A 24,217-nucleotide genomic window follows, 5' to 3' on the forward strand; every position below is an offset into this window, starting at 1 on the left:
GCGGCTAGTACCAGTCAACTTGAGAAACCTGAGGATATTGTGGCAACCACTAACGACATCAAGAACGGAACCGTGCTGAAGCTTGAGGGCCAGCTTTGGAACATCATCGAGTTCCAGCACGTCAAGCCCGGCAAGGGCGGCGCGTTCGTCCGCACCAAGATGCGCAACGTGATGTCCGGCAAGGTCGTCGACAAGACCTTCAACGCCGGACTCAAGATCGAGACCGCCACGGTTGACCGCCGCGACTACCAGTACCTGTACCAGGACGGCGCCGACTTCGTGTTCATGGACACCTCGGACTTCGACCAGCTGACCGTGTCCGCCGCCACCGTCGGCGACGCCACCAACTTCATGCTCGAAAACCAGATGGTTAATATCGCCATCCACGAAGGCAACCCGCTCTACATCGAACTGCCGCCGAGCGTCGTGCTGGAAATCACCTACACCGAGCCGGGCCTGCAGGGCGACCGCTCCTCCGCGGGCACCAAGCCGGCCACCCTTGAGACCGGCTACGAAATCCAGGTGCCGCTGTTCGTCGAGAACAACACCAAGGTCAAGGTCGACACCCGCGACGGCAGCTACCTTGGCCGGGTCAACGACTAGTGAGCGCACGCGGTAAGGCCCGTAACCGGGCCCTGGATGTTCTCTTCGAGGCGGAGCAACGCTCCACCTCCGCATTCGATGTGCTGCGTTCCCGTCGTGAACAGACGGATCAGATCATCAACCCGTACACCCTGGAAATCGTCGAGGGGGTCGTCTCCCACCAGGCCGCGATCGACGAATTCCTCGAAACCTACTCGCAGGGCTGGTCGCTGGAGCGGATGCCCTCCGTGGACCGCATCATCCTGCGGATCGGCACCTGGGAACTGCTCTACAACGACGACGTCCCCGACGGCGTCGCCGTGAGCGAGGCCGTCGCCCTGGCCAAGACGCTCTCCACGGACGAGTCGCCGTCGTTCATCAACGGCCTGCTGGGCCGGCTGCAGCAACTGAAGCCGTCGCTGCTGGCCTGACAACCGGGCGAGCCGGGACAACAACCACAAGGGCCGGTGCCCGCCGCGAGGCGGACACCGGCCCTTGTTGTCGCTGCACTGCGGCCCACGCCCGGGGGTCAGCGCAGCACGGCGTCGCGCAGCGCAACAATCTCAGCGAGCTGCCGCTGCTCGTCGAGTTGGTGCGCCGGCACGTCCCGGCCGCTGAGGATCCGCTGCCGGGTGAAAGCCAGCCGGGTGGCGGCGTGCAGGAATGCCCGCATCTGCGGACCCCGTCCGATCGACCTGGCCCAGCGCAGGGCCGAGCGGCGCCCGGCGGGGGTCGCCAGCATGGCCACCTCCTGGCCAGTGAACCAGCCGGCAGCTGCGTACTCCTGCAGCCGCTGCCGGGTCAGCCGGCGTTCCGCGACGCGCAGGAGCACCACCACGAGGACGGCGAGCAGGAAGAGCGGCACCTGGACCAGGATGTACTGCGCCAGGAAATCCTGGCCCATCGAGTTCCAGCCGCTGTGCAGGGCCATGGCGGGGACCAGGCCCACCGGGAATGCCAGGAGCGTCAGGCCGGAGTGCCAGCGGCGCGCCGCGAAACCCAGGATGAGCCCGGTTGTCCCGGTGAAAATGGCATGCGCGAACGGGGACATCACCCCGCGCAGGAAGAACACCACGGCCAGGTCCGTGCCCGGGGTGCTGGACTCGGCGATCGCCCGGCCGAAGTACAGGATGTTCTCGGTGAAAGCGAAACCGCCGGCAATCGTGAACGCGAAAACGACTCCGTCGACCGGACCGTCGAACTGCCTGCGGGCGAAAAGCAGCAGCAGCAGCAGGCCCAGCGACTTGGCGAATTCCTCCACCACCGGCGCCTGGACCGTGACCGCGAACGTCCGGTAATCCAGCCCCGACGCCGGACCTGCGGCGAGCGAAAAGAACGGCTGGATGAGCATCGTCACCGAAATCGACACCAGCGCGCCCCAGGCGAACGCGAAAAGCAGCAGCCGCTTCGGTTCGGGCTCCCAGCGGTCGATGTAGCGGACCGCCAGCAGGACCGAGCCAAGCGGCAGCAGCGAGGCGATGAAGCCCACGACGAACCCGCCCGGCCCGGTATTTTCCAGCAAGAACGGGAGCACCAGGAACAGACTCACAAAGGCGAGCACCCCGCCGCCCAGCACCAGCGCCGTCATACCCGCCGAGGCCCGCGGCGGCGGCACCGCCGTGTACGCGGCCCGGTACGCCCCGCCATGCACCGTCCCGGGTCCGGTCCCGTAGCCGGGAGCCGGCCGGTAGTCCTGCGGCCGGACCTGTCCCATCCAGCTGGGGTTGGCCTGCTGCGGTGTCTGGCCGGCCGGCGGCTGCCGGCCCGGGGTGCGGGCGTCCGGCGGAGGATCAAAGCTCGTCATGCCACGAGCCTAAGCTGAAGGCGCCGGGCAGCCGAATATGGACCCACCGGGCAGGGCCGCCGTGTGACGCACACCGCCTTTCCCGGGGCGGGGCGGCGGCGGCCCGTGTGGTAATTTGAAAGGGCAAATGATCCTTTTTTAATTCCGTCCCGTGAGGCGGGGAAAGGGGAGACGAGCGTTGACTTCTGTTCCAGAAGCACCGGTTCCGGCCAAGGTCCAACTCAGCAGGGTTGTCCTCAACCAGGCTGACATCGACCGTGCACTCACTCGTATCGCCCATGAGATTCTCGAGTCCAACAAGGGCTCCCAGGACCTGGTCCTGCTGGGCATCCCGCGGCGGGGCTACCCGCTCGCCGTCCGGCTCGCCGCGAAGATCGCCGCCGCCGACCCCGGCGTGGACCCTGCCGCTATTGTCGGCCAGCTGGATGTGACCATGTTCCGCGACGACCTTTCGCACCAGCCGACCAGGCCGCCGTATCCCACCCAGTTACCCCGCAGCGGGATCGACAACAAAGTAGTGGTGCTCATTGACGACGTGCTCTACTCCGGCCGCACCATCCGCGCCGCGCTGGACGCGATCATTGACTTGGGCCGCCCCCGGATCGTCCGGCTGGCCGTCCTGATCGATCGGGGCCACCGGGAGCTGCCCATCCGCGCGGACCATGTCGGCAAGAACCTCCCCACCTCCTCCGCGGAGAAAGTCCGCGTCCGGCTCGAGGAAACCGATTCCGCCGGCGGCGAAGCCGTGAACGAAGTCGTCATCGAGGCCACCGCATGAAGCACCTGCTCTCCACCGAGGACCTCAGCTACGCCAACGCCATCCGCATCCTCGACACCGCCGAAGAGATGGCCGCGGTGGGGGAGCGCGAGGTCAAGAAGCTCCCGGCACTGCGCGGCCGCACCGTGGTCAACCTCTTCTTCGAGGACTCCACCCGCACCCGCATCTCCTTCGAGGCGGCCGCCAAGCGGCTCTCCGCGGACGTGATCAACTTTGCCGCGAAAGGTTCCTCCGTCTCCAAGGGCGAATCCCTCAAGGACACCGCCCAGACGCTTGCCGCCATGGGCGCCGACGCCGTCGTCATCCGGCACTGGGCCTCCGGCGCCCCGCACCGGCTGGCGGCGACCGACTGGATCGACGCCGCCGTCATCAACGCCGGCGACGGCACCCACGAACACCCCACCCAGGCGCTGCTGGACGCGTTCACGATGCGCCGGCACTGGTCACAGCTCGCCGGCACGCCCTCCGCCGGGGCGGACCTGCGGGGCATGCGCGTCGCGATCGCCGGCGACGTGCTGCACTCCCGGGTGGCCCGCTCCAACGTCTGGCTGCTGCGCACCCTCGGGGCGGAAGTCACCCTCGTGGCGCCGCCTACGCTGCTGCCGATTGGCGTCGAGGCCTGGCCCTGCACGGTCAGTTACGACCTTGACGAGACCCTGGCCCGGGGCGTCGACGCGATGATGATGCTCCGCGTGCAGGGCGAGCGGATGAACGCCTCGTTCTTCCCGACCACCCGCGAATACTCACGCCGTTGGGGCTTCGACGACAACCGCCTCCGCGCCCTCGACAGCCTGGGCCTGAAGGACACCATCATCATGCACCCGGGCCCGATGAACCGCGGGCTGGAAATTTCCTCGGCCGCCGCCGACTCGCCCCGCTCCACCGTGCTCGCACAGGTGCGCAACGGCGTATCCGTCCGGATGGCCGCCCTCTACCTGCTGCTCTCCGGAGACACCCGCGAACCAGCAACCTCCACCGCCGCCTACTCCAAGGAGAGCCACTGATGGCATCACAACAACAGGACACAGGCAGCGCCGGCGCCTACCTCATCCGGGGCGCCGCGATCCTCGGCGGACCCGCTGAAGACCTGCTGATCCGCGACGGCGTCATCGCCGAACGCGGGCAGGACCTCGACGCCGGGGACGCAACGGTCATCGACGCGGCCGGCCTCGTCGCCCTGCCCGGCATGGTCGATATCCACACCCACCTGCGCGAGCCCGGCCGCGAGGACGCCGAAACCGTCGAGACCGGCACCCGCGCCGCGGCCCTGGGCGGTTACACCGCCGTGCACGCGATGGCCAACAGCACCCCCGTCGCGGACACCGCCGGCGTCGTCGAACAGGTCTTCAGCCTGGGCCGCACGGCCGGTTGGGTGGACGTGCGTCCGGTCGGCGCCGTCACCGTCGGCCTGGCCGGGGAGCAGCTCGCCGAACTCGGCGCCATGGCGGACTCCCGCGCCCGGGTCCGGGTCTTTTCCGACGACGGCGTCTGCGTCAGCGACCCCGTGCTGATGCGCCGTGCCCTGGAATACGTCAAGGCGTTCGACGGCGTCGTCGCCCAGCACGCGCAGGAACCCCGGCTCACCGCCGGCGCGCAGATGAACGAGGGAGAGGTCTCCGCCGTGCTCGGCCTCGCCGGCTGGCCGGCCGTCGCCGAGGAAAGCATCATTGCCCGCGACGTGCTGCTCGCCCAGCACGTCGGATCCCGGCTGCACGTCTGCCACGTGTCCACCGCGGGCTCCGTTGAGATCGTGCGCTGGGCCAAGTCCCGCGGTATCAACGTCACCGCCGAGGTCACGCCGCACCACCTCTGGCTGACCGACGAGCTGGTCCGCAGCTACGACCCGGTCTACAAGGTCAACCCGCCGCTGCGCACCGACGAGGACGTCCAGGCCCTGCGCGCCGCGCTGGCGGACGGCACGATCGACGTCGTCGGAACCGACCACGCCCCGCACCCCAGCGAACACAAGGAATGCGAGTGGGCGCAGGCGGCCATGGGCATGACCGGTCTGGAAACGGCCCTGTCGGTGGTGCAGCACACCATGATCGAAACCGGCCTGATGGACTGGGCCGACTTTGCCCGCGTTACCTCCACCACGCCCGCCGCGATCGGCCGGTTGGCGGACCAGGGCCGGCCGCTCGAGGCCGGCGAACCCGCCAACGTCACACTCGTGGACCCGGCTGCACGCTGGAGAGTGGATCCTTCTAAGATGGCAACCATGGGCCGTAACTCTCCGTTTGCCGGCCGGGAACTCCCGGGCAAGGTGGTGGCCACCTTCTTCAAGGGTCACCCGACCGTCCTGAACGGGGAACTCAACACCCCGTACCGGTGGCTCCCCGATGCCCCCGATACGGCTGCGGCGGTCCGGCCCTGATGGTCAAGGAACTCTCCCTGCTGTTGACGCTGGTCCTGATTGGGGTCGCGCTGGTCCTGATCTGGATCGGCTGGCGCAACCGGCTGCGCCGGCAGGCCGGTGTCGAGCCGCTCCCGGCCGTCCCCGCAGAACTCGGGGGACCGCTGGCCGCCGCAGACGGCCAGTACGTCGCCTCCACCACCGCCGGGGACTGGCTGGACCGGATCGCCGTCCACCAACTGGGCCTGCGCACCAACGCCGAACTCAGCGTCCACCCCGAAGGCGTGCTGTTTGACCGCTCCGGCGCCGCACCCGTGTTTATCCCGGCCGCCAGCCTCACCGGCGTCCGGCAGGAAAGCGGCATGGCCGGGAAGTTCGTCGAAAAGGACGGACTCCTGGTGCTCAGCTGGATGCTCGGCGCCAAGGAGCTAGACACCGGCTTCCGCACCCGCCGTGCCGGGGACAAGGCCCTGCTCCTGTCCACCCTCAACGATTTGATCTCCGCAGCCCCTCAGGCAGAAGCCGATAGTGGAAAGTAACAACGTGACTGACCCCCAACTGACAGCCTCCACCCCCGCCGTGCTCGTGCTCGAGGACGGCCGGATCTTCCGCGGCCGCAGCTACGGCGCCACCGGCACAGCCCTCGGCGAAGCAGTCTTTGCGACCGGCATGACCGGCTACCAGGAAACCATCACCGACCCGTCCTACGCCCGGCAGCTCGTGGTTCAGACCGCGCCGCACATCGGCAACACCGGCGTGAACAAGGACGACGCCGAGTCCCGCCGGATCTGGGTGGCCGGCTACATCGTCCGCGACGCCGCCCGCCGCGCATCCAACTGGCGCTCGGAACGGACCCTGGACGAGGAACTGACCGACCAGGGCATCGTCGGAATCCAAGGCGTCGACACCCGCGCCATCACCCGGCACCTCCGCGAGCACAAAACCATGCGCGCCGGGATCTTCTCCGGCGACGCCGCCGGCGCCACGGACAAGGAACTCGTTGACGCCGTGCTGGCCAGCGCACCGATGGAGGGCTCCCGGCTCGCCGAGGAAGTCAGCGTCGAGACGGCGTACACGGTCGAGCCCGCCGACTGGGGCTGGGACGGCGAGCCGCGCTTCAGCATCGCCGCCATCGACCTTGGCATCAAGCGGATGACCCCGATCCGCTTCGCCGAACGCGGCGTCCGAGTCCACGTGCTGCCCGCCACCGCCACCCTCGAGGACATCAAGGCCGTCAACCCGGACGGCGTGTTCATGTCCAACGGCCCCGGCGACCCCGCCACCGCCGACAGCCAGGTGAACCTGCTGCGCTCCGTGCTGGACGCCAAGCTGCCCTACTTCGGCATCTGCTTCGGCAACCAGATCCTGGGCCGCGCCCTCGGCTTCGGCACCTACAAGCTCCGCTACGGCCACCGCGGCATCAACCAGCCCGTCATGGACCGCCGCACCGGCAAGGTCGAAATCACCTCGCAAAACCACGGCTTCGCCGTCGACGCCCCGCTCGAAGGCGCCAGCCAGGCCCCGGAAGAGCGCTTCGGCCGCGTCGAGGTCAGCCACATCAGCCTCAACGACGACGTCGTCGAGGGCCTGTCCTGCCTCGACATTCCCGCCTTCTCGGTGCAGTACCACCCGGAAGCGGCCTCCGGCCCGCACGACGCCGCGTACCTCTTCGACCGCTTCATCGAACTGATGGCGGACACCAAGAACGCTGACACCAAGACTGCCACCGACTCCAAGACTGAGGACAAGAAGTAATGCCCAAGAGAACTGACCTTAAGAGCGTCCTGGTCATCGGTTCCGGCCCGATCGTGATCGGCCAGGCGGCCGAATTCGACTACTCCGGCACCCAGGCACTGCGCGTCCTCAAGGACGAAGGCCTGCGCGTCATCCTCGTCAACTCCAACCCGGCCACCATCATGACCGACCCGGAGTTCGCCGACGCCACCTACATCGAACCGATCACCCCCGAGGTCGTCGAGAAGATCATCGCCAAGGAACGCCCCGACGCGATCCTGCCCACCCTGGGCGGCCAGACGGCGCTCAACACCGCCATCGCGCTGGACAAGAACGGTGTGCTGGAGAAGTACAACGTGGAACTGATCGGCGCCAATATCGCCGCGATCGAGCTCGGCGAGGACCGCGAGAAGTTCAAGGGCGTCGTGGAGCGGTGCGGCGCCGAATCCGCGCGCAGCCACATCATCCACACCATGGACGAGGCCCTCACCGCCGCCCAGGACCTGGGCTACCCGATGGTGGTCCGGCCCTCCTTCACCATGGGCGGACTCGGCTCCGGCCTGGCCTACAACGAGAATGACCTGCGCCGGATCGTCGGCCAGGGCCTGCAGTACAGCCCCACGTCCGAGGTGCTGCTCGAAGAGAGCATCCTCGGCTGGAAAGAATACGAACTCGAAATGATGCGGGACAAAAACGACAACGTCGTGGTGGTCTGCTCCATCGAGAACTTCGACCCGGTGGGCGTGCACACCGGCGACTCCATCACCGTCGCCCCGGCCCTGACCCTGACGGACCGCGAGTACCAGCGGCTGCGGGACATCTCGATCGCCGTCATCCGCGAAGTCGGCGTCGACACCGGCGGCTGCAACATCCAGTTCGCCGTGGAGCCGGACACCGGCCGTGTGGTGGTGATCGAGATGAACCCCCGCGTCTCCCGCTCCTCGGCCCTGGCGTCCAAGGCCACCGGCTTCGCGATCGCCAAAATCGCCACCAAGCTCTCGCTCGGCTACACCCTGGACGAGATCCCGAACGACATCACGGAGAAGACGCCGGCCTCCTTCGAGCCGACTCTGGACTACGTCGTCGTCAAGGTCCCGCGCTTCGCCTTCGAGAAGTTCCCCGCCGCGGACTCCACCCTGACCACAACCATGAAGTCGGTGGGCGAGGCCATGGCCATGGGCCGGAACTTCACCGAGGCGCTGCAGAAGGCGCTGCGGTCCCTGGAACAGAAGGGTTCCCAGCTGGACTTCGGTCCGGTCCCGGAATGGGAAGTCGCCGAACTGATCGAGAAGGCCAAGCGCCCCAGCACCGAACGCCTGCACCAGGTCCAGCGCGCGCTGCTCGGCGGCGCCACCGTGGAGCAGCTGTTCGAGGCCACCAAGATCGACCCCTGGTACCTGGACCAGCTCCAGCTCCTGAACGAGATCTCGCAGGAAATCCGGCACTCCACCGCCCTGACCCAGGAGATGCTGCAGCGGGCCAAGCGGCACGGCTTCTCCGACGCGCAGATCGGCGCGCTGACGCACAACTCCGAGGACGTCGTCCGCGGCGTCCGGCAGGCCCTCGGCATCCGCCCGGTCTACAAGACGGTGGACACCTGCGCCGCCGAATTTGCCGCGTACACGCCGTACCACTACTCCTCCTATGACGAGGAGGACGAGGTGGCGCTGCACGCCAAGCCGTCCATCATCATCCTCGGCTCTGGGCCGAACCGGATCGGCCAGGGCATCGAGTTCGACTACTCCTGCGTGCACGCCTCGATGGCGCTGCGCAAGGCCGGCTACGAGACTGTGATGGTCAACTGCAACCCGGAGACCGTCTCCACCGACTACGACGTCTCCACCCGGCTCTACTTCGAACCGCTCACCCTCGAGGACGTCCTCGAGGTCATCGCCGCCGAGGAGCGCACCGGCGGGGTAATGGGTGTGTTCGTCCAGCTCGGCGGCCAGACCCCGCTCAAGCTCGCCCAGCAGCTCGCCGACGCCGGCGTGCCGATCCTTGGGACCTCCCCGGAGGCCATCGACCTGGCCGAGCACCGCGGCGCCTTCTCCCGGGTGCTCGACGAGGCCGGGCTGATCTCCCCGAAGAACGGCACCGCCGTCTCCTTTGAGGACGCGAAGAAGATCGCGGACGAGATCGGCTACCCGGTCCTGGTCCGCCCCTCCTACGTGCTCGGCGGGCGCGGCATGGAAATCGTCTACGACGAGCCGAACCTCTCCCGCTACATCGCCAACGCCACCGAAATCACCCCGGACCACCCGGTGCTGATCGACCGCTTCCTCGAGGACGCCGTCGAGATCGACGTCGACGCCCTCTTCGACGGCAAGGACATGTACCTCGGCGGCATCATGGAGCACATCGAGGAAGCCGGCATCCACTCCGGCGACTCCGCCTGCGTGCTGCCGCCCATCACGCTGGGCAACAACGTGATCGACCGGGTCCGGACCGCCACGCGGGCCATCGCCGAAGGCGTCGGCGTCCGCGGCCTGATCAACATCCAGTTCGCCCTCGCCTCCGACGTGCTCTACGTCCTCGAAGCCAACCCCCGCGCTTCCCGCACCGTGCCGTTCGTCTCCAAGGCGACCGGCGTGCAGATGGCCAAGGCCGCGGCCCTGATCGGCACCGGAGTCACCATCAACCAGCTGCGCACCGCCTACAAGATGCTGCCCGAGTCGGGCGACGGTTCCACGCTGCCGCTGGATGCCCCGGTGGCGGTCAAGGAAGCGGTGCTGCCGTTCAGCCGCTTCCGCACCCTGGAGGGCAAGGTTGTGGACTCCCTGCTGGGCCCGGAAATGCGCTCCACCGGCGAGGTGATGGGCATCGACAAGCACTTCGACACGGCGTTCGCCAAGAGCCAGGCCGCGGCCAACAACGCGCTGCCTACCGAGGGCAAGGTGTTCGTCTCCGTCGCCAACCGGGACAAGCGCGCGGTCATCATGGCCGTCAAGCGCCTCTCAGACCTCGGCTTCGAGATCGTCTCCACCGGCGGCACCGCCGACGTGCTGCGCCGCAACGGGCTGCAGGCCACCACGGTCCGCAAGGTCGCCGAGGGCTCCAGCGCCGAGGGCGAAGGCACCATTGCGGACCTGATCGTCGCCGGCGAAATCGACATGGTCTTCAACACCCCGTCCGGCGGGGAGGCCCGCGGTGACGGCTACGAGATCCGCGCCGCCGCCACGTCGATCGGCATTCCGTGCATCACCACGGTGGCCGAGTTCAACGCCGCGGTCCAGGCCATCGAGGCGATGCGGACCTACGAGTGGTCCGTCACCAGCCTGCAGGAGCACGCCGCGGCCCTCGCGGAGTCGCAGCAGCGCGTCGCCCAGGAGCGCGCCACGCAGGCTGCCGCCGCGAGTGCGGTGTCCCAGCATGCCTGAGGCTGCCGCCGCTGATACGCCCGGCCGGGAGTCATTCGGCTCCCGGCTGGGCCGCGCCATGGCGGAGCGCGGCCCGCTCTGCGTCGGCATCGACCCGCACCCGTCGCTGCTGCAGCGCTGGGGCCTGGACGACGACGTCGCCGGTCTGGAGCGCTTCTCGCTCACCGTGCTGGAGGCCGTGGCGTCGCTCGCTGCCGCGGTGAAGCCGCAGGTGGCGCTCTATGAGCGCCACGGTTCGGCCGGGATGGCCGTGCTGGAACGCACCCTCGCCGCATCCGCGGAGGCCGGCGTGCTCAGCATCGCCGACGCCAAGCGCGGCGACATCGGCTCCACCATGGCCGCCTACGCCGACGCCTGGCTGCGCGACGGCTCGGCGCTGGCCGCTGACTCGGTGACGCTGAGCCCGTACCTGGGCTTCGAGTCGCTCCGGCCTGCCCTGGACCTCGCGGCGCAGTCCGGCCGCGGCGTCTTCGTCCTGGCCCTCACCTCCAACCCCGAGGGAGCCTCCGTGCAGCACGTCGGGGGAGCGGACTCCGTAGCCCGGCGGATTGTCCGGGCCGCCGCCGCGGAGAACGCACGGTATGCCGGGGACCTCGGCTCCGTCGGGCTCGTCGTCGGCGCCACTGTCGGCACCGCGCTGACCGACCTGGACCTGGACCTCGCGGCGGTCCGCGGCCCGATCCTCGCCCCGGGCCTGGGCGCCCAGGGAGCGACGGCTGCGGACCTGCGGCGCACCTTTGGCCGCGCCTACAGCCAGGTTCTGGGCACCTCGAGCCGGGACATCCTGGCAGCCGGTCCGCAGCCGGCCGCCCTGCGCGACGCCGCCCGGCGCACGTTGGACGAACTCCGCGCGGCCTAGGTGATCCGGCCTTGGCCATCCGCCTCGGCGGAAAGGCGCTTGTGGGCCGGCATTGCGGGTTTGCCGCGTCGTTTGGTCAGAGAAGGCCGCTACGGACCGGGTATTGCGGCCATCTCTGGCAAACGGATGGCGCCGCGTAGGGGCTGGCCCGTTGCCTTAGCTCTGCCGATTGGTCGCAGAAGGCCGCTATGGACTTGGCATTCCGGCCATTTGTGGCAAACGGCCGGTGCCACACCGCCAATTCGCCCCGCAGCCAGACGACCGCCGCCCTGGGGCCGCCCCGCAACCCCATGTCCACCGCTTGGCCAAAAAAGCGTCAGCATTAGGTTTTGCGCCGGAGGCGATCCATTGCTTTCCGCCGACTTCAGACTGTAAGTTCAGGACAAGTCCGCGGTACCAGCCGGGGTGCTGTGTGCGGCCCGTCTCACGGTCACGTCTGACCAGGCCGTTTGCGTGGTCTCGGCTGACAATGCAGGGAGGACCTCAGTGAGCTTGCGACCCCTCACGCCGCAGGAGCGTGCCGACGCCCTGCACAAGGCCGCCGCGGCCCGGGTGGCCAGGGCGGGGGCCAAGGAGAAGCTGAAGTCGGGGCAGCTGACCATCGCGGAGCTGCTCAGCGCTGGGGAGAGGGACGAGGCGATCGCCCGGATGCGGGTGGTCGAGCTGTTGGAGGCGCTGCCGGGGATCGGGCACGTGCGGGCCGCGGCCATCATGGAGCGGCTTGGTATTGCCGCGTCCCGGCGGGTGCGGGGACTGGGAATCCACCAGCGCCGGGCGCTGGTAGATTTTATAGACAAGAAATAGCTTGGCCCGCCGAGCTTCCACCACCGCCCAAAGGAATACGTGAGCAAGAAACCCGGACTGACAGTCCTCGCCGGTCCGACGGCTGTCGGCAAAGGCACCGTGTCCACCTATATTCGGGACAACTATCCCGAAGTCTGGCTTTCGGTATCGGCCACCACCCGCCCGCCGCGGCCTGGTGAGATCGATGGGGTGCACTACTACTTCAAATCCAAGGAAGAGTTTGAAGCCCTCATCGCAGCAGGGGAACTGTTGGAATGGGCCGTGGTGCACGGGCAGAATACGTACGGCACCCTTAAGAGCACAGTGGATGCAGCCATTGCCGAGGGCCGCTCGGTGCTTTTGGAAATTGACCTGCAAGGCGCACGCCAGGTGAAACAAGCCGTTCCGGACGCGCAGTTCGTCTTCCTCGCCCCGCCAAGCTGGGAAGAATTGGTCCGCCGCCTGGTGGGCCGCGGCACGGAATCCGCCGAGGAACAGCAGCGGCGGCTGGAAACCGGTAAAGTAGAACTAGCCGCTGAACCGGAGTTCGATCACACGGTCATCAATGATGACGTACGTCGGGCAGCGGATGAGCTTGTTTCACTCATGGGGCTAACGCCGCACCCGCACTAACCGCAGGGTCGGACTGGCCCGTTAGAATTTGGAGAATTCGTGTCCACGAACCTTGAAGGCATCATCAACCCGCCGATCGACGAGCTGCTGAAGGCTGCCGATTCGAAGTACGGACTGGTAATTTTCGGTGCCAAGCGCGCCCGGCAGATCAACGCTTACTACGCCCAGCTGCACGAGGGCCTGTTCGAGTACGTCGGCCCACTGGTTGATACCAAGCTGAACGAAAAGTCGCTTTCCATCGCCCTGCGCGAAATCAATGAAGGCAAGCTCGTTTCCACGCCGATCGAAGCCGCCGCAGAGTAATAACTCTGCTGCCTGACGGAGGTCACGTGCGCATAGTCCTCGGAGTCGGGGGAGGGATTGCCGCCTACAAGGTGGCATCACTCCTCCGGCTTTTTACTGAAGCCGGCCATGACGTCACCGTCATTCCCACCGAGGCCGCCACCCGGTTCGTCGGCGTGGCCACCTGGGAGGCCCTCTCCGGGCACCCGGTGAGCAACAGCGTTTTCGATGAGGTGCACACTGTCAACCACGTCCGGCTCGGCCACGAGGCGGAACTGATCGTAGTGGCCCCGGCCACGGCGGACCTGCTGGCCCGTGCCGCCACCGGCCAGGCCAACGATCTGCTGACCAACACGCTGCTGATGGCAGGCGGCCCGGTGCTGATGGCCCCGGCGATGCACACGGAAATGTGGCGCCACCCGGCAACCCAGGCCAACGTGGAAACGTTGCGCAGCCGCGGCGTCACCGTGCTCGAACCTGCCACCGGCCGCTTGACCGGTGCGGACTCCGGTCCGGGCCGGCTGCCCGAACCCGAGGCTATTTTTGCCGCCGCGCTGGCCTTGGCCGGCGCCCCCGCGGTGCCCAACACCCCCGACCTGCCGGCGTCGGACGCGGAACTTCCGGCTGCGGCCGCGCACCGGCCGCTGGCCGGCCTCACCGTGACCATCAGCGCCGGCGGCACCCGCGAACCCCTGGACCCGGTCCGTTTCCTGGGCAACCGGTCCTCCGGCAAGCAGGGCGTGGCGCTGGCCGAAGCGGCCCGTGAGGCCGGCGCCAGGGTCCGGCTGCTGGCAGCGCACATGGACGTACCGGCGCCCGCCGGCGTCGAGGTGGTCCGGGTTGAGACCGCGCTGGAACTGCGCAAGGCGGCGCTGCACGCCGCAGCCGATTCCGACGTCGTCATCATGGCCGCCGCCGTGGCCGACTTCCGTCCGGCCGACGTGTCCGGGACCAAGATTAAAAAACGCGACGACGTCGCCGACCCGGTGATTTCACTGGTCCGCAATCCCGACATTCTGCGAGAACTCGTCGAAATCCGTGACGCCGCCTCCCGGAACCAGCTGATTGTCGGCTTCGCGGCCGAGACCGGCGACGCCGACGGGGACGTCCTGGAATACGCCGCGGCCAAGCTGCGCCGCAAGGCCTGCGACCTGCTGGTGGTCAACCAGGTGGGACAGGACCAGGTCTTTGGACAGGACAGCAACTCCGTAGTCATCCTTGCGCGGTCCGGCTCCGAACCCCAAGAGGCGTCGGGTTCCAAATCCGACGTCGCGGCTGCCGTCATTGACCGCATCAGCGCCGAGTTGAGCCGGGTTGTTCCGCCCGCTTGAGCGCTGGCGTAATCAAGGTCTCCTTCGCAGGGGGACACACGCCGCAGGACGCCCGTTTCCCAACCAGTAAGGTAGTTGAGTGACTTTACCGCTGCACATCCCAGACTTCCACGGGTCCACGCCCGCCTCGCTCCGGCTTTTCACGTCCGAGTCGGTGACCGAAGGACACCCCGACAAGATCTGTGACCAGATCAGCGATTCGATCCTTGACGCCCTGCTCACCAAGGACCCGGAGTCCCGCGTCGCCGTCGAGACCCTGGCCACCACCGGCCTGGTCCACGTGGCCGGCGAAGTCACCACGGACGCCTACGTCGAAATCCCGCAGATTGTCCGCGAGACCATCCTCGGAATCGGCTACGACTCGTCCGCGAACGGTTTCGACGGCGCCCGCTGCGGCGTGTCCGTCTCCATCGGCCAGCAGTCCAACGACATCGCCGGGGGAGTCTTCAACTCCCTCGAAGCGCGCGAAGGCCGCCAGGAAGATGACTACGACCTCCAGGGCGCCGGCGACCAGGGCATCATGTTCGGCTACGCCAGCGACGAAACCCCCTCCTACATGCCCGTCCCGATCTGGCTGGCGCACCGGCTCTCCGAGCGCCTCACCGAGGTCCGCAAGTCCGGCCAGCTCGGCTACCTGCGCCCCGACGGCAAGACACAGGTCACCGTGGGCTACGACGGCGACCGCCCAGTCTCGGTCGAGACCGTCGTGATCTCCAGCCAGCACGCCGAAGGCGCCAGCCTCGACCAGCTCCGCGCCGACCTCGCCGAGCACGTCGTGAACCCGGTCATGGCGCTGTCCAACCTGGACACCTCCCGGTCACGGAACATCCTCAACCCAGCCGGCGCCTTCGTGATCGGCGGCCCGGTGGGTGACGCCGGCCTCACCGGCCGCAAGATCATTGTCGACACCTACGGCGGGATGGCCCGGCACGGCGGCGGCGCCTTCTCGGGCAAGGATCCGTCCAAGGTGGACCGTTCGGCCGCCTACGCGATGCGCTGGGTGGCGAAGAACGTTGTGGCCGCAGGCCTCGCGAAGCGCGCCGAAATCCAGATCGCTTACGCGATCGGACAGGCCCGTCCCGTGGGGACCTACGTGGAAACGTTCGGCACTGAGACCGTGGACCCGGCCCGGATCAGCGACGCGATCGCCGAGATCTTTGACCTGCGACCGCGCGCCATCATCGACGCGCTTGACCTCAAGCGCCCGATCTACGCCAAGACCGCCGCGCACGGCCACTTTGGCCGCGAGGAGCCGGACTTCACCTGGGAGCGCCTGGACCGGGTGGACGAGCTGAAGGCCTTCTTCAACGCCTAGGAACCGGCCCTGCCGCTGAAGACCCTGGCTCCTGAAGGTCGCAGCTCTTGAATGTCCTAGCTCTGAATGTCACAACCCTGTGATGTGCTGTAGCCAGGCCGCCGAACGGCGGCCTGGCTACAGTCTTTAAGGCGACTGCTTCAGTCGGCTGCTTTAAAGCGGCCGCCGGCCGAACTGCCGTTGTTTTGTTTGACCCGACCAGCCGCTGAAGGAGGCGAACGCCGTGACCCCAGTCCGTAACGGTGCCGCCGTGCCCCCCGACGAGCCGCTCCAGCTCTCGCTGTTGCACGGCTTCCCCGCCTCCGCGGCCGCCGCCGGGCCGGCGCTTGCCGCGGAGTTGCCGGTGGCGCGGGTGCTGCTGGAGTCGTCCCTCCCGCACCTGGACCGGCCGTTCGACTACAGCGTTCCGGCGGACCTCGATGCTGCGGCCCGGCCCGGCGTGCGGGTGAAGGTGAAATTCAGCGGCCAGGAACTCGGTGGATTCCTGCTCGAACGCACGGCCGCGTCCGACGCCGGCCACCCGCTGGTCCCGTTGTACAAGGTGGTGTCGCCGGTTCCGGTGCTTACCTCCGAAGTGGCCGAACTGGCCGGGCGGGTGGCGGCGCGCTACGCCGGAACCGTCAGCGACGTCCTGCGCGTCGCCGTCCCGCCACGCATGGCGAAAATGGAAAAGGAGTTCGCGCCGGCCGGCCGGCTCGACGCTGCCCAGTTCGCCGCCGACGGCGCCGCCGGGGCAGAGCTGCCTGCTGCCCCTCCGTCCGGCTGGGCGGAGTATCACAACGGCCCGGCTTTCCTGCAGCACCTGGGCGGTGGCGAATCGCCGCGCGCCGTGCTGAGCGCGTTGCAGGGTTTCGGCCCCGGCAGCTGGCCCCGGATGATTGCCGAGGCCGTAGCCGCCGTCCGCCGCTCCGGCCGTGGCGCCGTCGTCGTCGTTCCGGACTACCGCGACCTGGACCGGGTAGAGGCGGCCCTGCTGGAGCTCCTGCCGGCCGGGGACGTGGCCCGGCTCACCTCGGATGACGGCCCCACCCCGCGGTACCGCAGCTTCCTGCGGGTCCTCAGCGGCGCCGCCGGAGTCGCTGTCGGCAGCCGCTCCGCCGCTTACGCGCCGGTGCAGAAGCTGGGGCTGGTGGTGTGCTGGGACGACGGCGACGATCTGCACATCGAGCAGCGTTCACCGTACGCCCACGCCCGTGAGGTCCTGTTGCTCCGGGCGGCGCACGAGGGGGCTGCCTGCCTGCTCGCCGGACACAGCCGCAGCACGGAGACGCAGCGGCTGGTGGCGTCCGGCTGGGCCCGGCCGGTCGAAGCGCAGCGCGCCGTGATGCGCCGCACTGTCCCGCGCGTGCTCAACACCGCGGACAGTTACGAGCAGGAGCGCGACCCGCTGGCCCGGATCGCACGGCTTCCCGGCGCCGCGTGGCGGGCGGCGAAGGAGGGCCTCGAGCGGGGCCCGGTCCTGGTGCAGGTGGCGCGCGCCGGGTACGCGCCGTCGCTGGCCTGCGAACGCTGCCGCGAACCGGCACGCTGCACCGCGTGCAACGGTCCGCTGGCGATCACGGGGCCTGCCGGCAGCGCGGCGGTGCCGGTCTGCCGGTGGTGTTCCGCGGCCGCTCCGGACTGGCGCTGTGTGCACTGTGATGGGGTCCGGCTTCGGCGGGGTGCCACCGGGGCGCTGCGGACCGCCGAGGAATTGGGCCGGGCGTTTCCGGGCAAGCCGGTGGTCACCTCTTCCGGTGACCGGGTTCTGGCCACGGTGCCGGACGCTAAAGCCCTCGTCGTGGCGACCGTCGGCGCCGAGCCGGTGGCAGCGGGCGGGTACGCCGCGGCGCTGCTGCTCGACGGCGACACCCTGCTGCGCCGCGAAAACCTTCGGGCCGGTGAGGACGCCGTGCGGCGCTGGTTCAATGCGGCCGCCCTGGTCCGTCCCGCGGCCGAGGGCGGCGTGGTCGTCATCACCGCGGAGGACACCGCCGGCGTCGGTGCGCTGCTGCGGTGGGACCCCGCCGGGTACGCCGGCCGCGAGCTTGCCCTGCGGCAGGAGCTGTCGCTGCCGCCGGCCGTCCGGATCGCGTCCGTCACGGGCGGCAGGACCGCCGTCGGGCACTTTACCCAGGCCGTCGAGCAGGCACTGGCGAAACAAGGCATTGTGCTGCGGCAGGCGGGACCTGCGCCGTTGCCGGGCGCCGGCGGGGCCGGGGCTGGGGCCGTGTCGGCGGCGTCTGCTTCGGCTGCGGAGCGGCGCGGTGGCGAGGACGTCCGGACGCTGCTGTTCATTCCGTATGCCCAGGCCACCGACGCGACGAAAGCGATGCGTGCGGTCAAGGCCGCGGCTGCCGCAAAGCGCACCGACGATCCGGTGCAGGTGCGGCTCGACGGCGTCGACGTGCTCTAGCGGCGCTTGCGCGCGCGCAGCGCCAGGGCCTCCTCGGCGGCGGCCAGCAACCTGCGTGCGGAGGCGTCCCAGCTGAACTCGGCGGCGCGCTGCACGGAACGGCTGGAGCGGTTCTTCCAGAGTTCCGGCTCCTCCAGTTCGCGTACCGCGGCGGCAAACGCGGACGGGGAGTCCGGATCGACGTAGCTGACCGCGTCACCGCCCACCTCGCGGAAAATCGGAATGTCGCTGGCGATCACCGGCGTGCCGTGCGACATCGCCTCCACCAGGGGCAGGCCGTAGCCCTCCGCCTTGGAAAGGCTGACCAGGGCGGTGGTGCGCGCCAGCAACTCCTCGTACTCGGCGTCCGTCACGCCGTTGTGGAACACGATGCTGGCGCCCGCCGGGGCCAGCGCCTCCAGCTCGGCCCGGCGTTCGGGCGTGATCCGGCTCAGCAGGTGCAGGGTCATCCCCGGCAGGCCGGCCATACCCCGGACCATCGTTTCGACATTCTTGTAGGGCATGAAGGAACCCATGTAAAGGAGCGTCTTGTCGGCGCCGGCACCCGGGTCCCGCGGCGTGAGCCCGGGCTGCGGGGCGTTCCCGACAATCCGGACCGGTCGCTTCGTCAGGCGGTACTTCGCCATCAGGGCCTCGGTGGTGGAGCTGATGGTCGCGACGACGTCGGCCCGGTTCAGCAGCACCCGCTGCGGCCAGAACGCCTTGTGGTAGAGCCGCCAGAGGACCCGGACCGGGGCCGGGAGGAATCCGGGAGGTGCCGGGTGTTCGTAGTAGATCAGGTCGTGCAGGGTCAGGACCAGGGCGTACTTCCGGCCCCAGCTGCCCATCGTCTGCATCGGGCACACCACGACGTCGGCCCCCAGCGGGTTGACCTTGGCCGCCACGAACAACTCGGCCGGTGAGAGCGGGCTGTTGATCAGGGTGTACGGTACGTCCGGCAGCAGGGCCAGCTGGCGGGTGTCGCTGATCAGCATCGAGACGTCCGCGATCTTGGCGGTGGCGGCGATGAGGCTGGCGCCGTAGCGGCTGATGCCGTCGTGGTGGTCAAGCCTGGTGAAGCGGGCGTCAATGAGGATTTTCACGCGGCGTGGTCCTTCAGGAAGCGGCGGATGAAGCCCGCGGCGGGTTCCGGGGTTTCGTAATGGATGAGGTGCCCGACGCCGGGAATGACTTCGAGGGTTCCGTCCGGCAGCAGCGGGAGCAGCTTGTGCTGGTCGGGGAGGGTGGCGATCTCGTCTTTCTCGCCGGCGACGAGCAATACCGGCAGGGCAAGCCGCGGAGCCACCTCCGCGACGTTGCTGCTGACCGAGGCCTTGAAGGCTTCCAGGAGGCTGTCACGGTCGGCGAAAGCGGAGAAGTAGGCGCTGTGCTGGGCGTGGACGAACCGCCGCAGCGCCTTGTCCTTGGTCTTGGCCATGGTCTCGCTCATCACCCGGACGATCAGTTGGTTGCGCAGCAGCGCGTTTCCGAGTCCGCGGGGGAGCCGGGCGGCCGCCTCGTAGTACAGCACAGCCGCTTTGGTCATGAGCCCTTTGGGCCCTTCCAGCGCCGGCGCGGCGATGGGGTTGATCAGTACCAGTTCGGCGACGGCGCCGGGGTGGTCCGCGACGAAATGGCTGGCGATGATCGATCCGAAGGAGTGCCCCAGTAAAACGGTTTCCGGGCCCAGTCCGAGGGCCGCCATGAAGTCCCTGATGAAGCGGCCGTAGCCGCCGACGCTGTGCCGGCCGGCGGGGAACGCGGCGGAGACGCCGAATCCCGGGAGGTCAGGCATGATGAGGCGCATTTCGGGTAATTGGTCCACCACTCGGAGCAGGCCGTGGTGGTCGCCGCGGAAGCCGTGGATCACGAGGATCGTCCGGGTCGCGGCGGTTTCACGGACCGGTTCGTAGCTCCAGTAAGCGATCCGGGTGCCGTTCAGGTCCACCACGGAAGCGCTGCTGCGGGTGTCGAGTTCGGCGCTGAGCAGCGGAGACGGGGGAGAGGGCTCGGTGGCCACGTGTTCCATTCGTTATGGGTCCTAGTTGACGTCGTCGGGGTTGGATCCGGTGCGGACCCCCCGGTCCAGGCCGGTGAGGGCTTCAAGGTCCGCGGAGCCGAGGCTGAACCCGAAGATGTCGTGGTTTTCGCGGATCCGGGCGTACGAGCTGGCCTTGGGGATCACCACGTTGCCCAGTTCCAGGTGCCAGCGCAGGATCACCTGCGCTGCGGTGCGGCGGTGGGCCGCGGCGAGCTCCAGCACTACCGGATCCTGCAGGACCTGGCCCCGCCCCAACGGGCTCCAGGCCTCGGTGGTGATGCCCAGTGAGGCGTGCATGGACCGCAGTTCGGCCTGCTGCAGCCAGGGATGCAGCTCGATCTGGTTGACCGCGGGCACTACCTCCGCGGTCTGCAGCAGCCGGTCCAGATGGGCGGGCTGGAAGTTGGACACCCCGATGGCGCGGACCTTTCCCTCCCGGTACAGCGTCTCAAGGGCGCGGTAGCTCTCCGGGAAGAGCCCGCGCCGGGCGCACGGCCAGTGGATCAGGTAGAGATCCACGTACTCCAGGCCCAGCTTGGCGATGGAGGTGTCGAAGGCCCGCAGCGTCGCATCGTAGCCCTGGTCGTCATTCCAGAGCTTGGTGGTCACGAAGATGTCCTGCCGGGCAAGGGCGGGGTGCAGCTCGCCGGAGCCGCCAGCGGAGCCGTCGAAGGCGGACAGCGCGCCGATCGCGCGTCCCACGCCCGGTTCGTTCCCGTACATCGCGGCAGTGTCGAAGTGCCGGTAACCGGCCTCCAGCGCCATCGTCACGAGCCCGGCGGCGTCGGCGGGCGGAACCTTGTAGAGCCCGAACCCGAGGCGGTCCATCATCACACCGTTGTTCAGGGTCACCCGGGGGGAGAGTCTCATAGCAACGACTCTACCCATTCCGGCGTCCCGGGCGGTGGCGCCCGGCCGTTAGGACAGGCCCTCGGAACTGACCAGACGCCGCGCGCTGGCTTCGTCGAGGATGAGGTCGGTGGCCAGGCCAGCGGCCAGCGCGCCGCGAAGCCCGTTGATCTTGGACGCGCCGGAGACCACGCAGATCCGGCGCCGGACCTGTCGGAGCTGTGCCAGATCCGGGCCGGTGGAGCGTTCATTGAGCGTGATGCCGTCGGAGGAACCGTCGGCGCGGAAGAACACGGTGGCCACGTCGCCGACGACGTCGGACTCCGCCAGCACACTCAGGTCGTCCTCGTCCAGATAGCCGCCGGCGTAGACGTGGCTGGGGTAGTCGGCGTCGACCGATCCCACCCCGAAAATGGCGATGCTCATCCGGGACTGCAGCTGCAGGATGCGTTGAACACTGCGTTCATTCCACATGGCCTTCTTGGTCGCGGCGTGGTCGAAGAACGCAGGGACCGGGAACTGTTCCACCCGGGCGCCATAGGCGCTGCCGAACCGGCGCATGATGTCCGAGGCGTAGGTAATGCCCGTAGTCTGCATGTTTCCGGCGCCGTTGAGCTGGACGATGATGCTGTCGTGCGTGATCTTCCGGGTCAGGTGCCGGCTGACCGCGCTCAGGGTGGAACCCCACGCCACCCCGATGATGGCGTTCGAGTCCACGAGGGGGCCGATGGTGCGCGCCGCCTGCATCGCCACCCGGTCCAGCGTCTCCGCCTCATTGAGGGTGTCCACGACCGGAACGACGTGAACGTCGACCTTGTATTGGGCGCGGATCATGCTGGCGAGCTCGGGTCCGGTGTCCAGCGGGCTGCGGATCTGGATCTGCACCAGGCCGGATTCGCGGGCAGCCGAGAGCAGCCGGGAGACGGTCGAGCGTGAGGTGCGGAGCTCCCGGGCGATGGCGTCCATCGTCAGGTCCTGCAGGTAATACAACTGGGCGGCGCGGAGGGCGTCGGACGGGCGGGTTGGTGACATTCCAGATCCGTTCTGCACGTTTGTGCATAGTGCTTGACTCCATTTTCCATTAGTCCAAAGAATAGTGTTGAACGGCGGCGGGCCCGGTGGGCGCGCCGCACAGCACCAAGCCCCAAGGAGCAGTTTTGGGAAACAAGGCAACACCGGGCAACCCGGCGTCGAGCACTCAGCGCACTTCCGTGCAGCAGCTGCGGAACCGGCCCCACGCGCAGGTGCTTATTATCGGCGGCGGTATCAACGGAGTCGGAACCTTCCGCGACCTTGCCTTGCAGGGCGTCGACGTCGCCCTCGTCGAACGCGGCGACTTCTGCCAGGGCGCCAGCGGCGCCTCCTCGCACATGATCCACGGCGGCATCCGGTACCTGGAAAACGGCGAATTCCGCCTGGTCCAGGAGTCGGTCGTCGAACGCAACCGGCTTCTGCGCATCGCGCCGCACTACGTGAAGCCGCTGCAGACCACCATCCCCATCTTCAGCACGTTCTCGGGCATCCTCGCCGCGCCGCTGCGGTTCCTGACCCACAAGCAGGGCAAGCACACTGAACGCGGTGCCTTCCTGATCAAGCTCGGCCTGAGCATGTACGACTTCTTCTCCCGCGACGGCGGCACCGTGCCGCGCCACCAGTTCCGCGGCCGCAAGCGCGCGCTGGCCGAACTGCCCCGGCTGCACCCGGGCATCAAATACGCCGCGACCTACTTCGACGCCTCGGTCCACAACCCGGAACGGCTCACCCTGGACGTGCTCCAGGACGGTGAGAAAGCCGGCGAAACCGGCGGCAACGGTGCCCGTGCGTCCAACTACCTCTCCCTGGTGTCGATGGGCGGCGGGGCTGCCGGGAACGGGAAGTCCGGCACGGTCCAGCTCCGCGACGAACTCACTGGCGACGTCTTCGACTTCAGCGCCGACGTCGTCGTCAACACCACCGGTGCCTGGGTGGACCTGACCAACCAGGCCATGGGCGCCGAGTCGGCCTTCATGGGCGGGACGAAGGGCTCCCACATTGTGCTGGACCACCCCGGGCTGCTCGAGGCCTGCCAGGGCCGGGAGATCTTCTTCGAGCACACCGACGGCAGGATCGTGCTGATCTACCCGATGGGCGACCGCGTGCTGGTCGGCACCACCGACGTCGACGCCGACCTGTCCGAGGACACCGTCTGCACCGACGCCGAGATCGACTACTTCTTCGACCTCATCGGACACGTCTTCCCGGACGTCGCGGTGGACCGCGAGCAGATCGTCTACACCTTCTCCGGCGTCCGTCCGCTGCCCCGGCACGACGCCACGCAGCCCGGCTTCGTCAGCCGCGACTACCGGATCGAACGCCGCGGCCCCGCCCGCGGCAGCGGGCAGGGGAATGCCGGTGCAAACGGGCAGCGCGGCGCCGTCGTGCTCAGCCTGGTGGGCGGCAAGTGGACCACCTTCCGGGCACTCGCCGAACACCTCAGCAACGACGTCCTCGCCGAACTCGGCCTCGAACGCAAGGTCTCGACCGCCAAACTCGCCATCGGCGGGGGCGCCGGCTTCCCGGACACCGAGGACGGCATCCAGCGCTGGATCAAGGCCCACATGGGGGCCGGCCGCGACGCGGACCGCACCGCGGGCCTGCTGACCCGCTACGGCACCCGTGCGGTGGACGTGATGGCCTACCTCGACGCCGGACCCGACCGGCTGCTGCACTCCACCCGGGAACTGAGCGTGCGGGAGCTGGAATTCATGGCAGCCAACGAGCAGCTTGGACACCTTGTGGACGTGCTGATCCGCCGCACCTCGCTCGCGTTCCGCGGACTCGTCACCGGTGAACTGCTGAACGAGGTTGCCGAGATCCTGTCCGGGCCGCTGGGCTGGGACGCTGCAACGCGAACCGCCGAGATCAACCACGCCCAGGAGGTGCTCCACCGGTTCCACGGCGTCCAGGTGCACAGCCTGGTCGCCTAACAACTTGCGTGTCCGGAGGCTGGACCTCCCGGACACAAGGGCTGCGGGGTTCCTCCCAGGGGAACCCCGCAGTGGCCGGCCGGCAGCGCGAAACCGCTGCCGGCCCAACGGCCCTTCAAACTCGCGAAGGGCTGACAACAGAAAATAGAGGAGTCA

The 24,217-nt window shown here is 68.5% G+C and carries 21 protein-coding genes; 16 read left to right on the forward strand and 5 right to left on the reverse strand.

What is annotated here, in order from left to right:
- The first annotated feature begins 39 nt into the window (after positions 1–39).
- Together efp and nusB are read left to right on the forward strand one after the other, a co-directional pair.
- Positions 40–603 carry an elongation factor P gene (efp, locus tag ABIN76_RS13325; RefSeq protein ID WP_018773146.1) on the forward strand — a complete coding sequence of 188 codons (564 nt, stop codon included), beginning with the start codon at positions 40–42 and terminating at the stop codon, positions 601–603.
- Positions 603–1,013, forward strand: a complete 411-nt coding sequence (gene nusB, locus ABIN76_RS13330) for a transcription antitermination factor NusB (RefSeq protein ID WP_175321028.1) — start codon at positions 603–605, stop codon at positions 1,011–1,013. The genes efp and nusB overlap by 1 nt, the downstream gene beginning before the upstream one ends.
- A 98-nt stretch (positions 1,014–1,111) precedes the next feature.
- On the opposite strand, the gene ABIN76_RS13335 is transcribed toward nusB, so the two are convergent.
- A complete protein-coding gene (locus ABIN76_RS13335; protein ID WP_346960208.1) occupies positions 1,112–2,296 on the reverse strand; it encodes a PrsW family intramembrane metalloprotease in 1,185 nt (394 codons plus the stop codon).
- Between the two features lie 268 nt (positions 2,297–2,564).
- Here ABIN76_RS13335 and pyrR point away from each other — a divergent pair, with 268 nt between their 5' ends.
- The 13 genes from pyrR (at position 2,565) to ABIN76_RS13400 (ending at position 18,226) form a co-directional block, all read left to right on the forward strand.
- Positions 2,565–3,164 carry a bifunctional pyr operon transcriptional regulator/uracil phosphoribosyltransferase PyrR gene (pyrR, locus tag ABIN76_RS13340; protein WP_346960171.1) on the forward strand — a complete coding sequence of 200 codons (600 nt, stop codon included), beginning with the start codon at positions 2,565–2,567 and terminating at the stop codon, positions 3,162–3,164.
- On the forward strand, positions 3,161–4,168 hold the full coding sequence (locus tag ABIN76_RS13345) for an aspartate carbamoyltransferase catalytic subunit (RefSeq protein WP_346960172.1): 1,008 nt from the start codon (positions 3,161–3,163) through the stop codon (positions 4,166–4,168). The genes pyrR and ABIN76_RS13345 overlap by 4 nt, the downstream gene beginning before the upstream one ends.
- On the forward strand, positions 4,168–5,538 hold the full coding sequence (locus ABIN76_RS13350) for a dihydroorotase (RefSeq protein WP_346960173.1): 1,371 nt from the start codon (positions 4,168–4,170) through the stop codon (positions 5,536–5,538). Before ABIN76_RS13345 ends, ABIN76_RS13350 begins: the two co-directional genes overlap by 1 nt.
- The gene (locus ABIN76_RS13355) at positions 5,538–6,056 is read left to right on the forward strand and encodes a hypothetical protein (protein ID WP_346960174.1); all 519 of its coding nucleotides are present in this window, start codon (positions 5,538–5,540) and stop codon (positions 6,054–6,056) included. The genes ABIN76_RS13350 and ABIN76_RS13355 overlap by 1 nt, the downstream gene beginning before the upstream one ends.
- Before the next feature lie 4 nt (positions 6,057–6,060).
- Positions 6,061–7,272 carry a glutamine-hydrolyzing carbamoyl-phosphate synthase small subunit gene (gene carA, locus ABIN76_RS13360; protein ID WP_346960175.1) on the forward strand — a complete coding sequence of 404 codons (1,212 nt, stop codon included), beginning with the start codon at positions 6,061–6,063 and terminating at the stop codon, positions 7,270–7,272.
- Positions 7,272–10,628 (forward strand): carbamoyl-phosphate synthase large subunit, encoded by a 3,357-nt coding sequence (gene carB, locus ABIN76_RS13365; RefSeq protein ID WP_346960176.1) that lies wholly within the window; start codon positions 7,272–7,274, stop codon positions 10,626–10,628. The genes carA and carB overlap by 1 nt, the downstream gene beginning before the upstream one ends.
- The gene (pyrF, locus tag ABIN76_RS13370) at positions 10,621–11,487 is read left to right on the forward strand and encodes an orotidine-5'-phosphate decarboxylase (RefSeq protein WP_346960177.1); all 867 of its coding nucleotides are present in this window, start codon (positions 10,621–10,623) and stop codon (positions 11,485–11,487) included. The genes carB and pyrF overlap by 8 nt, the downstream gene beginning before the upstream one ends.
- A gap of 486 nt (positions 11,488–11,973) precedes the next feature.
- A complete protein-coding gene (gene mihF, locus ABIN76_RS13375; RefSeq protein WP_346960178.1) occupies positions 11,974–12,291 on the forward strand; it encodes an integration host factor, actinobacterial type in 318 nt (105 codons plus the stop codon).
- Between the two features lie 39 nt (positions 12,292–12,330).
- Positions 12,331–12,903, forward strand: coding sequence for a guanylate kinase (gmk, locus tag ABIN76_RS13380; protein WP_346960179.1), 573 nt, complete (start codon positions 12,331–12,333; stop codon positions 12,901–12,903).
- Between the two features lie 39 nt (positions 12,904–12,942).
- Positions 12,943–13,206: a DNA-directed RNA polymerase subunit omega gene (gene rpoZ / locus ABIN76_RS13385; RefSeq protein WP_138769242.1), complete on the forward strand. Its 264-nt coding sequence runs from the start codon at positions 12,943–12,945 to the stop codon at positions 13,204–13,206.
- A 26-nt stretch (positions 13,207–13,232) separates the two neighbouring features.
- On the forward strand, positions 13,233–14,516 hold the full coding sequence (locus ABIN76_RS13390; protein ID WP_346960180.1) for a bifunctional phosphopantothenoylcysteine decarboxylase/phosphopantothenate synthase: 1,284 nt from the start codon (positions 13,233–13,235) through the stop codon (positions 14,514–14,516).
- A gap of 79 nt (positions 14,517–14,595) precedes the next feature.
- Positions 14,596–15,831, forward strand: a complete 1,236-nt coding sequence (metK, locus tag ABIN76_RS13395) for a methionine adenosyltransferase (protein ID WP_346960181.1) — start codon at positions 14,596–14,598, stop codon at positions 15,829–15,831.
- 223 nt (positions 15,832–16,054) lie between these two features.
- Positions 16,055–18,226, forward strand: coding sequence for a primosomal protein N' (locus ABIN76_RS13400; RefSeq protein ID WP_346960182.1), 2,172 nt, complete (start codon positions 16,055–16,057; stop codon positions 18,224–18,226).
- On the opposite strand, the gene ABIN76_RS13405 is transcribed toward ABIN76_RS13400, so the two are convergent.
- The 4 genes from ABIN76_RS13405 to ABIN76_RS13420 are packed head-to-tail and all read right to left on the reverse strand — an operon-like array spanning position 18,223 to position 22,127.
- Positions 18,223–19,308 carry a glycosyltransferase family 1 protein gene (locus ABIN76_RS13405; RefSeq protein ID WP_346960183.1) on the reverse strand — a complete coding sequence of 362 codons (1,086 nt, stop codon included), beginning with the start codon at positions 19,306–19,308 and terminating at the stop codon, positions 18,223–18,225. The two genes, ABIN76_RS13400 and ABIN76_RS13405, sit on opposite strands and share 4 nt — an antisense overlap.
- A complete protein-coding gene (locus tag ABIN76_RS13410; RefSeq protein ID WP_346960184.1) occupies positions 19,305–20,234 on the reverse strand; it encodes an alpha/beta hydrolase in 930 nt (309 codons plus the stop codon). The genes ABIN76_RS13405 and ABIN76_RS13410 overlap by 4 nt, the downstream gene beginning before the upstream one ends.
- Before the next feature lie 12 nt (positions 20,235–20,246).
- Complete coding sequence (locus ABIN76_RS13415; protein ID WP_346960185.1) at positions 20,247–21,116, reverse strand: aldo/keto reductase; 870 nt, start codon at positions 21,114–21,116, stop codon at positions 20,247–20,249.
- 48 nt (positions 21,117–21,164) lie between these two features.
- Positions 21,165–22,127, reverse strand: a complete 963-nt coding sequence (locus ABIN76_RS13420) for a sugar-binding domain-containing protein (RefSeq protein ID WP_346960186.1) — start codon at positions 22,125–22,127, stop codon at positions 21,165–21,167.
- Positions 22,128–22,252: 125 nt separating this feature from the next.
- On the opposite strand from ABIN76_RS13420, the gene ABIN76_RS13425 reads away from it, so the two are divergent.
- Complete coding sequence (locus ABIN76_RS13425) at positions 22,253–24,061, forward strand: glycerol-3-phosphate dehydrogenase/oxidase (protein ID WP_346960187.1); 1,809 nt, start codon at positions 22,253–22,255, stop codon at positions 24,059–24,061.
- The last annotated feature ends 156 nt before the right edge of the window (positions 24,062–24,217 follow it).

The sequence above is a fragment of the uncultured Arthrobacter sp. genome (genome assembly GCF_964021775.1).
Lineage (GTDB): Bacteria > Actinomycetota > Actinomycetes > Actinomycetales > Micrococcaceae > Arthrobacter.

What these genes read in the sequence shown, in the direction of transcription:
- ABIN76_RS13345 (WP_346960172.1), top strand. Translation starts at nt 3,161, where the DNA reads ATGAAGCACCTGCTCTCCACCGAGGACCTCAGCTACGCCAACGCCATC.
- ABIN76_RS13420 (WP_346960186.1), bottom strand. Translation starts at nt 22,127, where the DNA reads ATGTCACCAACCCGCCCGTCCGACGCCCTCCGCGCCGCCCAGTTGTAT.
- carB (WP_346960176.1), top strand. Translation starts at nt 7,272, where the DNA reads ATGCCCAAGAGAACTGACCTTAAGAGCGTCCTGGTCATCGGTTCCGGC.
- ABIN76_RS13350 (WP_346960173.1), top strand. Translation starts at nt 4,168, where the DNA reads ATGGCATCACAACAACAGGACACAGGCAGCGCCGGCGCCTACCTCATC.
- ABIN76_RS13410 (WP_346960184.1), bottom strand. Translation starts at nt 20,234, where the DNA reads ATGGAACACGTGGCCACCGAGCCCTCTCCCCCGTCTCCGCTGCTCAGC.
- ABIN76_RS13355 (WP_346960174.1), top strand. Translation starts at nt 5,538, where the DNA reads ATGGTCAAGGAACTCTCCCTGCTGTTGACGCTGGTCCTGATTGGGGTC.
- ABIN76_RS13415 (WP_346960185.1), bottom strand. Translation starts at nt 21,116, where the DNA reads ATGAGACTCTCCCCCCGGGTGACCCTGAACAACGGTGTGATGATGGAC.
- pyrF (WP_346960177.1), top strand. Translation starts at nt 10,621, where the DNA reads ATGCCTGAGGCTGCCGCCGCTGATACGCCCGGCCGGGAGTCATTCGGC.
- ABIN76_RS13335 (WP_346960208.1), bottom strand. Translation starts at nt 2,296, where the DNA reads ATGGGACAGGTCCGGCCGCAGGACTACCGGCCGGCTCCCGGCTACGGG.